The sequence below is a fragment of the Candidatus Methylacidiphilales bacterium genome (assembly GCA_025056655.1).
Classification (GTDB): Bacteria; Verrucomicrobiota; Verrucomicrobiia; order Methylacidiphilales; family JANWVL01; genus JANWVL01.
In genome coordinates this window covers 1-12,762 of record JANWVL010000101.1, presented here as the reverse complement: position 1 = coordinate 12,762, position 12,762 = coordinate 1, and the positions used below count along the sequence as shown (strand labels likewise).

Genomic DNA, 12,762 nt, shown 5'->3' with positions numbered 1-12,762 from the left:
CCAGGCGTCGGTGTTCGCGTGGACGCGGTGGCAAAGGTTGCGGAGCACCTCGGCGGTGCGGCCCTCCCCGATGAGCACGCCGATCTCGCCGGGTTCCTTGCGGAATTCCTCGGCGGCCAGGCCGGACATGGGCGGCAGATAGGCGACGCGGGTTTTGAGCGCGCAGGCCAGCAGGCGATCGCGTTCCTCCCTGGATTCCGGCCAATTCAGGGCGCGGCAGTAAAAGGATTCCTCGTTGGCGAAGTCGAATTCGAGGCCGAAGGACCAAGGCTGGCCCTCGGAAATTCCTTCGACGGTCACCTCGAAGGTAATGTTTTTGGTCTTGGTCTTCCCGTTCTCGCGGCCGACATCGCGGACGTGCAGGTCGCGCCAAAGCAGCCGCGCGCTGGGAATGGGGATGGCGATCAAGTCGCGGCGGTTGATGGTTATGCCGGTGCGTTCCCTGGCGGAGCTGTTCTTGCGCAGTTCAGCCCATTTGCGCGCCCCTAGGTCCCACAGTGTGAGCGCCTGCAGGGCGGTGGTCTTTCCGGAGTTGTTGGGTCCAATAAAAACAACTGTCTGACCCAGTGGCACGTCCGCACACGAAAGTTTCTTGAAGTTTTTGATCTTTAGGTTTGTGAACATGGTTGTAGCATATCTGCATTGTGTGAGCATGGCGAGAAGGTTGTGTTTTAGCGGCGAGGCATGGAAGTCAGGGATGGAGCAGCTCGAGTTGAAGTCCGTGACTTTCGTAGGTTTTGAAGTCGCGGTCAAGGGTCACGAATCGGAGTTTAGCGCTGATGGCAAAGGCCGCCAGATAGGCGTCCATCCAGGCCTTGAGGAGGCGGTGTCACGCGCGGCGAGCCGCTGCCAAAGGGTGACGGTGCCCGGAGGTTCCTCGATTTCGGCGATCTGAGGGCGCGCGAGCAGCATTTGGAGCACGGTGAGTGCGGCGCGGTTAGTCATATGCTCGGCAGAGTATAGCCGTAGGATTGATGGCGTGGTGATGAGACGCAGAAAGGCGGTCTGCGTGGCCCGGCAAAGGAACGCGGGTTCGGCTACGGTGGCCGCTGCTAGCGTAGCTTGGGCTTGCGCATGGAGCGGATGCGTGGGGAACACCGCTGCCAGCCAGGCGCTGGAATCAAAGAGTGCCGCCGGCACGCTGGGTGTCCTCCTCAAGCAGGGTTTGTTGCTCCAGTGCGATCAGTTGCTCTGCTGTGATCTGGCTGGCTGGGGCACTTGGGTCGCAGCGAATGATGGGAAAGCCTTGTTCATTGAGGATGATATGCTCCGTGGTTGAACCGGCGGGGTCTGGAGGCGGCAGAGTAGTGGCGTTTAAGCTTTAGCGCGGCAGCTGCGTCACCAAATGCTTGAGCGGGATGCCGGCCTCTACGGCGCGAATTTTCAAACGCCGCACGGGGTCAATGGGTAAATCAATGGTGGTTTTCACGCTGCCAGCTTAAGAGTTTTACGATGATGCGTTAAAGCGGGTTTTCTTCTACTCTTTTGGTGGCGAATGATACTCGGTGAAAGTAGGGGCTAGCGCCGCGAATGTCTTTGGTTGGTGCCGCTCGAAGCTGGTCGGGTCTGCGAATACGAAGTCGTAACGTCGGTCCGGGATGCTGCCTTCGCTGAACTCGGCAGTAGTGGCGTCTGTGCACGATTGCCGGGGCTGGGCCATGTATCTTCTGCTGCAGGTCGAGTTCAGCGCGGCTCTTGGTTTCAACGAGCCAGACAGTGCTGTCGGTGGTGGGGACGATGAAGTCTGGGGAGTAGTTGGCGGGGTCGCCGTTCGACAGCCACAACGGCACGGGTGGAGTGAATGGTATGCTAAGCAAGTATCAACCGCTTTGGAGGATGTGGCGGTGATTGTTTTTTGCTAAAAAGACAATGGAGGTATGTCGCAAGCGATGTTGCGTGTGTGAGGGGGTGGGTTGGGGTTTGTTGGTAGGTGAATGGTGGTAGCGGATGGGCTTTTGGATGCGGCATGGGAGCGGCTGGCGGCTGGAGGGGGTTTAGTGGCGTGGGGTGAGTTTGTAGAGGGCGAGGGTGCGGAGGCGGCGGGTGTTGTGGTCGACGATGGGTTGATAGGTGAGGTCGTTGTGCTCGGGGACGTATTGGGCGATGAAGGCGCCGTGGGGGTCGAATTTGGCGGCTTGGGAGTTGGGGTTGAAGATGCGGAAGTAGGGGGCGGCGTCTGTGCCTGTGGAGGCGGACCATTGCCAGCCGCCGTTGTTGCAGGCGAGGTCGGCGTCGAGGAGGTGTTGCATGAAGTAGCGTTCGCCCCATTGCCAGGAGATGTGGAGGTCTTTGGTGAGGAACATGGCGACGACCATGCGGAGGCGGTTGTGCATCCAGCCGGTGGTGTTGAGTTGGCGCATGGCGGCGTCGACGAGGGGGAAGCCGGTGCGGCCTTGGCACCAGGCTTGGAAGAGGTCGGGGTTGTTTTCCCAGGGGATGTCGTTGTATTCGGGGCGGAAGGCTGAGGTGGCGGCGTGGGGGAAGTGGTAGAGGATTTGGCGGTAGAAGTCGCGCCAGATGAGTTCTTTGATGAAGGTGTGGATTTCGTCGGCGGCTTGGGGATGTTTTTGTAATGCGGCTTGGGCGGCGTGGTAGATGGTGCGGGTGGAGATGAGGCCTGCGCGGATGTAGGGGGAGAGGCGTGAGGTGCCATCGATGGCGGGGAAGTTGCGGTGGGAGCGGTAGTGGAGGAGGGGGCCGGAGATGAAGTGTGTGAGGCGCTCGTGGGCGGCAGTTTCGGTGGCGGGGGGGATGGAGATTTTGAGGGTGAGATTGAGTGAGGAGAGGGAGGGGATGGGATCGGATGGGGGACGCGGAGGCGGCGTAGGGGCTTGGAATGTGGGTTGTGGAAGGGGAGGCGGGATTTTGTTGCTCAACCAATTTTTGGAGTAGGGGGTGAAGACGGTGTAGGGGGAGCCATCGGGTTTGAGGACTGCGGTGGGGGGGAGGATGGAGTTGTCTTCGAAGGCGTGGACTTGGAGGCCGAGGGATTGGGCGATGCGAGTGATCTCTTGGTCGCGAGCGATGGCGGCAGGCTCGACGTCTTTGTTGAAATAGAGAGCTTGAGCGCGGGTCTCGCGGATGAAGGCAGGGATGACGTCGCGGGGGAGGCCGTAGCGTAGGGTGAGGGGGATGCCGTGGCGGGCGAGGTCGTGGCGGAGGGATTCGAGTGCGGCGAAGAAGAAGGCGGTGATGGGGGCGCCGTTGGTGGGGGAGAGGAGGATGGATGGGTCGAGGACGAATAGGGGATAGAGGGTGCGGTGATTGCGGGCGGCGTGGTAGAGGGCGGTGTTGTCGGTGAGGCGGAGGTCGGCGCGGAACCAGTGGATGGCGGTGGACATCAGAGGGATTTTGAGCGCTTTTTTTGTGGTGATGGGGAGGAGTTGCGTGGGGTAGATTTAGGTGGGGTGCTGAATTCTTTGTGTAGGAAGGTGAGGGTGCGCTCCCAGGTGAGGCGGGTAAGGGTGGGGTTGTGTTGGGGGTTGCTGGGGTTGGCGAAGGCGTGTGGGGCGTCGTAGAAGTGGGCTTCGATTTTTTTGCGTGCTGTGCGCATGTGCTGGATAAAGGTGCGGGCGGATTCGGGGGAGACCCATGGGTCGTTGTTGGCGAAGTGAGCGAGGATTGGGGCGGAGATAAGTCGGATGCGGCGGGGGTCGGTCTCAACGGGTCCGTAGTAGATAACTGCGGCGTCGAGGGTGGGGATGTGGATGGCGGCTTGGAGTGAGAGACCTCCGCCCATGCACCAGCCGATGGTGGCAGTTTTTGATACGCGGAATCGTGGGCTTTCGCGGAGGAAACGCTCGGCGGCTCGGATGGTTTTTAGGGCGCTGCGTTCATTTAAAGATTGCATGTATTGGGCGGCGAGTGTGGGGTCGTGGGTGACTTTGCCGTTGAATAAGTCCACGGCGATGCACAGGAAGCCTTCATCGGCGAGGCGGTCGGCGGTGTGTTTGATGTGATCATTTAGTCCCCACCATTCGTGGATGAGGATGAGGCCGCCGAGAGGTTGTCGAACGGGAACGGAGAGGTAGGCGATGTCGGCTGAGCCGAAGTCGTTCAGTTGAATAAGCGCACCTTTGAGGTTAATTCTTTTTGCGCGAATTGGAATGGGGTGTGCTAGAATGAAGGCTGGAGTGAAGGTGTGGAGGGTAAAGCTTTGGATTGGGGGTCTGCGATCTTGATCTTGAGCAATCAGCGGAGATAGGAAGAGCGATAAAATCAAAACGATGAGGATGTGAGAGGACTGGATTCGCATAGTAAAGTAGTGATAAAGGCTTATTTTGCCTAGTGTTCAATTTTGCTATGATTTTTCAGAAGAAACAAATGAAAGATTTTTTAAAAAGGCATTTTACATTTTTCTTTTGTTTGTTTAACATAACTGCATAAACCACATAAGAGAAATGAAAAAGCAGCAGGTTAAATTATATAAATTATATCTGGTAATTGTCTTCTCGTTTATAGGGTCTGCTTCGTGGGCGCAGGAAAGTCTTAGACATAGCCAGGCAGGGAGAGAATATTCGGAAGCGCGATTAGTTATACCGAAATCTCGCTATAACATAAAGCTAGGTGAGCTTTTGGTAAATTTGCAGTCTCGTCTGCGCTTGGAATACGATGATAACATCTACTTACGGGAGATCAATCGAATTGATGATTTTATTATACATCCCGAGTTAAAGATAATGACCTATTATCCTATTACTCGTCTGAATGCTTTGAGGCTAGATGTGACGGCTGGGTATCGGAAGTATCTTGAAAATGGGGAGGCGGACTCAGGTTTTGTGAATATTATGCCAAGTTCTGCACTCAATTTTGATGTGTTCATTGGGGATATGAGATTGAATATTCACGATTTCTTTGGATTTGCGTCAGTGCCAGTCAGTGCTGTGAACCGCGATATATCGGGCTACAGTAAGGCAAACTTTGGACGGTTCATTAATCGGCTAGGACTATTTGGAATATGGGATCTTAATGATATGTGGTTTACTTTTGGAGGGGACTGGATCCTGTATCGAGCGATGTTTGATGGAGAAGATATCTTCGACTACACGGACAACGATCAATACACAGCATTCGCTCGACTTGGTTTCAACATCACCCCAACTTTTAATGCTGGCCTGGAGGCAACGGCGACTTGGACAGATTTCAAAGGTGATTTTAACAATGATAGCTTTAACTATTCCTTCGGGCCATTTTTTAATTTACAGCTATCTGACTATTTTGCCATACGAGGGGAAGGTGGTGTAACTGGATATGAGTTTGATACGGGAGCAAGGAACCGAGATTTTAATGATACACTGATCGATTGGTATATGAAGCTTACTTTTGAACACGAGGTGAACCAATACCTTACCCACACACTGCAGTTAGGCCGAGAGATAGCGATAGGTTATGATACTAATTATTACAAGCAATATTTTGCAAGAGCAGAACAGACATGGAAGATCATTAAAGATTTAAGCATTGGGACAAACCAGTTTGTTGAATGGGCTGATCCATCGGATGGACCATTTGCGGAGGAGTCTTTGCGTTGGGGTGCAGGGATACATTTTGGCTATCAATTAACTAAGCAAGACAATCTTAAATGGGGTTACGAGTATCTTGAGAAGGACTCAAAGTTATTCCTGAGAGACTATTACAGGCATTTAGTATTTATTGAGTGGTTGCATCGCTTTTAATTCATGCTAATAAATTTAGCATGAAGACAGCAATATCGGTATTATTGTTATCCATCGTATCTTATTTATACGCTCAAGAGCCTTCTCCTATTACTAGGGGATCTAACCCCAACAATGCTTCTAATACAGCAGTGGGTGCTCTGGGCCCAGCTTCGATGGCTACACTAGACGATCGAAGGCCCCTTGCGATCGGTGATGTGGTTAGTTATCGTGTCCTCGAGGACCAAGACCCTCCAGTTCAAAGAATTGTCACTGATAGTGGAGAAATTGATGTTCCTTACTATGGAAGAATACGGGCAGTTGGCCGAACGCCGAAGCAACTGGCATATGCAATCAAAGCAGCTTTAGAGCAGACACTCTATAAACGGGCAACTGTCATTATCGCTCTTGATCAGGCCACCAAATATAGGGGGAGAATTTACGTGGTGGGCATGGTTAGACAACAAGGCCCAATAGAAATTCCGGCAGATGAAGTGTTTACAGTAGGCAAAGCGATACTCAGAGCTGGGGGTTTTTCGGATTTTGCCAACAAAAGAAAGGTCACACTAGTCAGAGGTGGTGGTGGGCAGTATGGTAAGATACAAGATATCAATAAAACTCCGGATGGAGCGATAGTAGTAGATCTAGTTAACGTCCTTGAAAAAGGTAGAATAAATGAAGATGTTCAAGTGCATGCAGGGGATTTAATCATAGTTCCTCAGAAGATTGTTAACTTTTAAAATTAAATTGAAAAACACAATTTTGCTGACATGAATATAATGATATGGACTTTCAGGAGGTAAGTTTTGGCCATTCTCCCCCACAACCGCCCGGTGTATTCTTAACTCGTTTCCTAACAAGATTATATCGTTTTCGAGCGTTATTAAAAAAATACTGGTGGATAGTATTACTTGCACTCACAGTCTCTATCTTAGTGGGGGCAATTCTTATTGTTACCTCAAAACCAATATACATTTCATCCGGCAAGATGATGGTAGCACCGCGGGTTAATATTCCAGAAAGCATGGTTTACACCGAGGAGTATCAAAACTTCTTTGGCACTCAGATGAACCTGATGCGTTCGGCGAAAGTCTTACAAAACGCTAGAGACCGGCTACAATCTACAATGCCAGATTTGAAGCAAAGTTCAGCGCGATTGGAGGTAGGAATTATACCTCGCTCATCAATCTTTCAACTCAATGCAATATCTGAAGATAAAGATTATGTGCAACACTTTCTATCAGCCGTCATGGAGGAATTTATCAATCTAAAAAAACAAATGCGAAGTGATACAGCTAGCACTACACTAGAATCTATAAGCCAAGAAATTCGTAGAGTTGAGCGTGAACTCCAAGCTGGCGATGATGAGCTAAGAAATTTTCAGAGAGATAACAATGTTGTCGCGCTTGAAGAGCAAGCCGCAAATGCAAGTAAACAGCTTGTTGAACTCACTAATCAATTGTCGCAGCTAAAAAAAGAATACGACCTACTCGACAAACTCAGCGTTCAACAAAATATCGAACGCAAACAGAGAGCACAAGCAGGAGCTATGGACAGTGAGGATAAGAAGACGCTTTCTGAAGCACTGGCTTCCTCTGAAAGGCAATATGCAGAGACAAAGACGGAAATGCAAATGCTCGAGGCAGAGGTAAATGCACTATCCGAATATCTTCGGCCTCAACATCCAAAACTTATACAACTCCAAGAGGAGATCAGGAGAAAACAAAAACTACTTGAAATCTTCGAAAAACAAACTCTTGAGGATGCTGAATCTCGTAAAAAAAGTATCGAGATACAAATCGAAAATTTAAAAGAAAATATAAAGCAGGCAGAAGAAAGAAACCTTCACCTTAGTGAAAGACTTGCTGAATACAATCGCCTTAAAAGTCGGGTGGAGAGACTTCAACAGACCCATTCTCGTTTACTTCAAAGCATTCAAAATGTCGGGATGGCACAATCCGTAGAACAAGAGACTGTGACTATCCTTGAAAACGCTTCTCCTCCCTATGAGCAACCTAAAAAAGTAGTCCAGACAGCAGTGATTTCTGTGATTACTGGTTTAGTTATCGGTCTTGGTCTGATCATGCTTATCGACCGATTCGATGATCGCATCAATTCCCTGACTGAACTACAAGAGCTCTTTAGAGAAAACATAGCCGGGCAGATTCCAAAGGTTGAAGTTGGTCCTGACGAGCGCATTGACCTTCTCAAACAGAAAGACGAACGTCACGTCTTTGCAGAGGCCTATCGAAACATTCGTTCCTCTCTTATCTACATGCCTGTCCAAGGACAACGGCCAAGACGCATCGTCGTCACTAGCGCAATCCCAGGCGATGGCAAATCCACTGTTTCCGCCAACCTTGCCATCACGATGGCTTTTGCTGGCAGCAAAGTGTTGCTTGTGGACTCCGACTTGCGGAGGGGGTGCCAACATCAGATATTCGGAATTCGCGGCACGCCTGGCTTTTCAGAAATACTGCGTCAAGAAACTCATTGGGATCGCGCCATCATTCAGACAAGTGTGACTAACCTTTACATCATTCCTTGTGGCCAGATGCCTGCACAGCCGGGCGAGCTGCTACTGAGTCCATTAGTCAGTCTCTTCATTCGCGAAGTCGAAAACCATTTCGACTATATCCTCTTTGATAGTGCCCCAATTATGGCTACGGACGATACTTCAAGTCTCGCTCCTAAAACCGACGGAGTTCTTTTCGTTTTACGTGCAGGATACACCAATGCCCGACTCGTGAGAGCCGCACTTGACGTGCTCTATCAACGCCAAGTGCCAGTGCTCGGACTCATATTTAACGGTGTGGATACCAACTTGCCTGAATACTATTACTACAAATACAGCGAATACTACCGCAGCTATAGCGTGGCCTAATAAAGTTCATGCTGCGGCGCGCTCTCGTTATAAAGCATATTGCGTGAATTTCGAGAAAGGCGAGTTTTACATCCAGCGGAGGTGATTCCAAAAATCAAAATAATTCCGCCACCACTCTTTGCCTCCGAGCACCCACAAGATAGCCCCGAGCGCCAAAAAGGGTCCATATGGCAAGCGTCCCTCATAACGTCGCCAGTGAGAGCTGTGCATCAAAACAGTTCCAAGGACGGCTCCGATACAAGCAGAACTTCCGATCACAAAAAGCACTCCTTGCCAACCCACCATGGCTCCGATTAAGAGCATGAGCTTAACGTCGCCTATTCCCATTGCGTCTCTTTTGAACATGCAGCGTCCCATACAGCCGATCGCCCACAAAATTCCAGCACCGGCAGCTGCTCCTATCACAGCGTCTCGCCATCCAATTAAGCCTTCGATGTGTGCGCTGCCGAATATTTGCGCTAGGAAAGCTAGTCCTGCTCCCCCTAGTGAAATACGGTCAGGGATAATCATGTGATCCCAATCGATTCCTGTGGCCACAATTAAGAAGCTAAAAAATACCAGCCAGACTCCTGCGGCTGGCAGACTCCAGTTTTGCCACCACAAAAGCCACGCTAAAAAAGCTGTAACGGCTTCGACTAAGAGGTAACGCACATCAAGCTTTATGAGTCTGCATCGGCATCTGCCGCGCAGAGCAAGCCAACTTAGAATGGGCACATTCTCATACCAGCGCAATGCTCTACCGCAGGCTGAACAACTTGAGGGAGGATGAATCAATGAGCGACCAAGCGGTATGCGGTAAATGCAGACATTTAAAAATGATCCCACGCATGCGCCCCAGATTGTCCATATTGCCCCAATCCACGGCTCTCTCCATAACGAATGGAGCTCTGCGGGCCAGTCGCCGTTCATGTTTGATCCTCGTCTAGAGCCTTTTCTAGGGCATGACGCATAGCGGAAATCGGAGCTTCGCGGCCAGTCCACAAGCTCCAAGCCATAGCGCCTTGATGCAAGAGCATTCCGAGGCCATTACTGATGCGGGCGCCGGCCGTTGCAGCGGCACGTAGAAACGGGGTAATGCGGGGACGATAGACAGTGTCATACACTAAAAGGTGTGGAAGGAGCCAGTTTCCAGGGACGACACTGGGGTCGGTGAGTTTCCAACCTAACGCAGTCGCATTTACAACGAGGTCGGCGTTGCGGATGGCTTGTCGCATCGCTTCGCTGTGCCAGTTCACTGCATGGACTCGTGAGGAGGCCGATCCTGAAAGCTTGTTTTTTGTGGGGAAGAGTCGCTCGGCATCTTGTGCGACTTGTTGAGCTCGTTCAAACGTGCGATTGGCTATGACAAGGGTCTCGCAATCTTCGAGTGCTGCTTGTAAAGCCAGTGCGCGGCCTGCACCGCCTGCTCCGAGGATGAGGATGCGTAAGTCGCGGACATCTACGCCGAATGCTTCGCGGACGGCTGTGACCCAGCCAGGGCCGTCTGTGTTGAGTCCAATGAGTTGGCCATTTTGGTTGATGACGGTGTTGACTGCGCCGAGCTTTTCTGCGTGAGCATCGCGTTCATCGCAGAGTTGATACATGGCTTCTTTGAGTGGGAGGGTGCAATTCCAGCCTCGAGCGCCGATTCGTCGGAGCTCATGGAGGGTTGGCTCGAGTGTATCTTCGCTGCATTCGATGCGGACGTATTGAGCGGAGATTGCTGCGGCTTCAAATGCTGCACGGTGCATGATGGGGGATAGGGAGTGATGGATTGGTTTGCCTAGGACGGCGAAGAAGTTTTTTTGGGGTTCTGATTTTTTGAGTTCATCAAGCGTCCATACGGTGTCGCTCATGTGGGGAATGATGCCGTTGTGGAGGATGGCACGCAAGCTGTGACTCCGACACAGAAGGCTGGCTGTAAAAAGTTGTCGTCAGATTTAGCTATTCGTTTTTTTTAATCCCATATAAAAGGCATCGCATGAGAAATCTAAACGTAGTTGCAGTTTATCGCGCTGCGGGGGTTATAGGGTTTTGTTTTGTCGTCAGCTGTATTGTTGGCTGTGCGAAAAAAGAAGCATCGGTAGCTGTGCCGCAGCTTCTTCCGGAGTATACGTTGTTTTTTGATTGGGTGCCGAATCAGGAGCAGACGTGGAATCGTTTTAAGGGGAGTGCGGCATATAAGTTTTACGGGCATCCGGATACTGTGCGAGTGGTCACGCTTGCAGAGGAGCAGCTTGTGGCAGCGCTTAAGCCTACGTTTGAGAAGTATCCGGCTGTGCAGGAGCTCTATCAGCTTTTGAAACAGACTGTCTTCGAACTTTACGAGGCAGATCGTGGGGAAAGCTTTTTTGCATTGATCCGAGTTTTGCCGGCTACGAAAGATTCGATTCATTTAGTGGGAGGGATTCGTCCGCGGCCTGAGGATCTGCCTAAGTTGAGGAGAATCGTTGCAGCTTTTGAAGAATATTACAAAAAGCATATAGTCGCGCTTCCTTTGGTGAAAAAGCTGGAGGACTTCTTCGAGGTGAGCAAAGACTCGCACAAGGGCACGATGTATCGCAGGGTGCGGTTGGCAATTGGGGAACATGAGCACAGCTTTTGTTTTGCAGAGGCAAAGGGCTGGTATCTCTACAGCGTGAGTGAGTCGGCGCTGAAACAGTTTCTTGACGCTCTAGCACAGGCGAATCTGCGGCCGAAGCCGTCATTAGCGGATCGAGAGGAGTTTCGGCAGTATGTGAATTCGGCGTCGATGCCGGATCGGATAACTTTTGGAAACGGCGAGAAGGGGATCATTCAACTGGCGAATTTTTTTGAAAATCTTTGGCCTAAGGCTGTGCAGGGTGAGCCGGAGACTGAAAGTGACGAGATGCGTGAGGCATTTTTGCGTTCGATCCAATCGCAAAAAAATATCGCAGGATATAGTGGGACAGGGGTGGCATTGACGCGAATAAAAGAGGGCGGGATTGAGGATCTGACCTATAATCATTTTTTGTCGGATACGGCATGGAAAGCCAACCGTGTGCTTATTCCTTCGCGAATTAGTCTCGAGACGCTGAATATGACTCGCTCTGATACATTGATCTATGGAGCGATCACGTTGGATGTGGCTGAGTATTTCAAGATGCTTAAGAAATTTTACGAGCACGATCCTGTAGTGAAGGATGGAATTGAACAGCTTGAGACGAAGGTTACGCAAGACGTCAACCTTGACCTTTACGAGAATATACTTGAGCCGCTTGGGCCGGAGATGGCGTTTGCGCTGGATTGGCCGGATAGCTCGCTATATCCGTTGCCTAGTCTCTGGATTCAAATCAAGGATTCTGCTGCTTTTCAGCCAGCAGCGGAGCAGTTGTTGAAATTTTTAAGGGAAACGCCAACAGGCATGTATGCGGAGAAAAAAGAGACGCAGCATGCGGAACATACGTTGCTGACGTATCGGATTCCGATGATGGTGGGATTGGCGCCGACTTTGGTCATCGGGCCGAAGGGCATGGGATTTTTCCCTGATGATACGGCGGCGCGGCGTTATTTGGGGGGAGGCGTCCCTGAAATCGAGACGCTGCAGAGCGCGCCGCAATTTGAAGCTTTCATCAGAGATGTATTCCAAAAATCGGACTATCCTGCTGGGTTATTTTTTGTGGATACTGCCCGCTTGGCGCAACGGACTTATTCAGCACTTGCTCCGATGGTCATGATGGCGGGCGGTAGCTTGTTTTCAGAAAAAACGAAAGAGTTTTTCCGAAAAAATCCACTGCCGCGAGAGATAAGTTTTGCAGAGACACTTGGGCAGTGGACAGTGCTCAAAGAGGTCGATGAAGGGAGACGCGCGATAAGCGCAAAATCACAATCCCCGGTGGGTATGGCATTCGTCCCTCTTATATATGGCTTAGGAGCGGGGTTGGTGATCTATGCTGTGCCTTATCTTGATGAGACATTCTTATCTTTAGCTGATAATTTCCATGCTGCAGTTTTCGGCTTGTCTTCCACGACTGCATCAACTTCAGCGGAGACGAGTGAAAATTCTAGCCTATCTTCAGCACCTGAGATCCCTTCATCCTTGGGTAATGAAGTTTCGGCTGATTCGACCTCTGAGCCTCTCTCTGAGGCTCCACAGGTGGAAGCATCACAAGATGAGAACAAAAGAGAGGAGAATCCTCTAGAGTAAGTGAACCGTATCTTAGGTATGTCGAAATCATTGATTATAGCTGAAAAACCTAGTGTCGCGGCAGATATCGCCAAAGC

General features: G+C 50.9%; 13 protein-coding genes. 6 read left to right on the top strand and 7 right to left on the bottom strand.

All coding sequences use genetic code 11. From position 1 onward, the window contains the following. A partial coding sequence (locus NZM04_06250) for an AAA family ATPase (GenBank protein MCS7063629.1) occupies window positions 1-624 on the bottom strand: 624 nt, incomplete at its 3' end. Between NZM04_06250 and NZM04_06245 the strand changes: the two genes are divergently transcribed. Together NZM04_06245 and NZM04_06240 are read left to right on the top strand one after the other, a co-directional pair. Then, a complete protein-coding gene (locus tag NZM04_06245; protein MCS7063628.1) occupies window positions 623-895 on the top strand; it encodes a hypothetical protein in 273 nt (90 codons plus the stop codon). The two genes, NZM04_06250 and NZM04_06245, sit on opposite strands and share 2 nt — an antisense overlap. 114 nt (window positions 896-1,009) lie before the next feature. Further along, window positions 1,010-1,279 carry a hypothetical protein gene (locus tag NZM04_06240; protein ID MCS7063627.1) on the top strand — a complete coding sequence of 90 codons (270 nt, stop codon included), beginning with the start codon at window positions 1,010-1,012 and terminating at the stop codon, window positions 1,277-1,279. Window positions 1,280-1,460: 181 nt separating this feature from the next. Here the strand turns inward: NZM04_06240 and NZM04_06235 are convergent, their stop codons facing one another. From NZM04_06235 to NZM04_06220, 4 genes are read right to left on the bottom strand one after another with little or no spacing between them, the layout of a single operon-like run. Continuing rightward, window positions 1,461-1,817 (bottom strand): hypothetical protein, encoded by a 357-nt coding sequence (locus tag NZM04_06235; GenBank protein MCS7063626.1) that lies wholly within the window; start codon window positions 1,815-1,817, stop codon window positions 1,461-1,463. Next, on the bottom strand, window positions 1,810-1,968 hold the full coding sequence (locus NZM04_06230; GenBank protein MCS7063625.1) for a hypothetical protein: 159 nt from the start codon (window positions 1,966-1,968) through the stop codon (window positions 1,810-1,812). The genes NZM04_06235 and NZM04_06230 overlap by 8 nt, the downstream gene beginning before the upstream one ends. A gap of 26 nt (window positions 1,969-1,994) precedes the next feature. Continuing rightward, on the bottom strand, window positions 1,995-3,341 hold the full coding sequence (locus NZM04_06225; GenBank protein MCS7063624.1) for a DNA photolyase family protein: 1,347 nt from the start codon (window positions 3,339-3,341) through the stop codon (window positions 1,995-1,997). Next, the gene (locus NZM04_06220; protein ID MCS7063623.1) at window positions 3,341-4,255 is read right to left on the bottom strand and encodes a dienelactone hydrolase family protein; all 915 of its coding nucleotides are present in this window, start codon (window positions 4,253-4,255) and stop codon (window positions 3,341-3,343) included. The genes NZM04_06225 and NZM04_06220 overlap by 1 nt, the downstream gene beginning before the upstream one ends. A 145-nt stretch (window positions 4,256-4,400) precedes the next feature. Here NZM04_06220 and NZM04_06215 point away from each other — a divergent pair, with 145 nt between their 5' ends. From NZM04_06215 to NZM04_06205, 3 genes are read left to right on the top strand one after another with little or no spacing between them, the layout of a single operon-like run. Beyond that, complete coding sequence (locus NZM04_06215) at window positions 4,401-5,675, top strand: hypothetical protein (GenBank protein MCS7063622.1); 1,275 nt, start codon at window positions 4,401-4,403, stop codon at window positions 5,673-5,675. A 20-nt stretch (window positions 5,676-5,695) separates the two neighbouring features. Continuing rightward, window positions 5,696-6,394 (top strand): polysaccharide biosynthesis/export family protein, encoded by a 699-nt coding sequence (locus NZM04_06210; protein MCS7063621.1) that lies wholly within the window; start codon window positions 5,696-5,698, stop codon window positions 6,392-6,394. Between the two features lie 44 nt (window positions 6,395-6,438). Continuing rightward, window positions 6,439-8,538, top strand: a complete 2,100-nt coding sequence (locus NZM04_06205; GenBank protein ID MCS7063620.1) for a polysaccharide biosynthesis tyrosine autokinase — start codon at window positions 6,439-6,441, stop codon at window positions 8,536-8,538. A gap of 66 nt (window positions 8,539-8,604) precedes the next feature. Here NZM04_06205 and NZM04_06200 read toward each other — a convergent pair whose 3' ends face one another. Continuing rightward, window positions 8,605-9,447, bottom strand: a complete 843-nt coding sequence (locus tag NZM04_06200; GenBank protein MCS7063619.1) for a prepilin peptidase — start codon at window positions 9,445-9,447, stop codon at window positions 8,605-8,607. Next, complete coding sequence (gene aroE, locus NZM04_06195) at window positions 9,444-10,409, bottom strand: shikimate dehydrogenase (protein ID MCS7063618.1); 966 nt, start codon at window positions 10,407-10,409, stop codon at window positions 9,444-9,446. The genes NZM04_06200 and aroE overlap by 4 nt, the downstream gene beginning before the upstream one ends. A gap of 89 nt (window positions 10,410-10,498) precedes the next feature. Between aroE and NZM04_06190 the strand changes: the two genes are divergently transcribed. Next, window positions 10,499-12,685, top strand: coding sequence for a hypothetical protein (locus NZM04_06190; GenBank protein ID MCS7063617.1), 2,187 nt, complete (start codon window positions 10,499-10,501; stop codon window positions 12,683-12,685). Window positions 12,686-12,762: the final 77 nt, after the last annotated feature.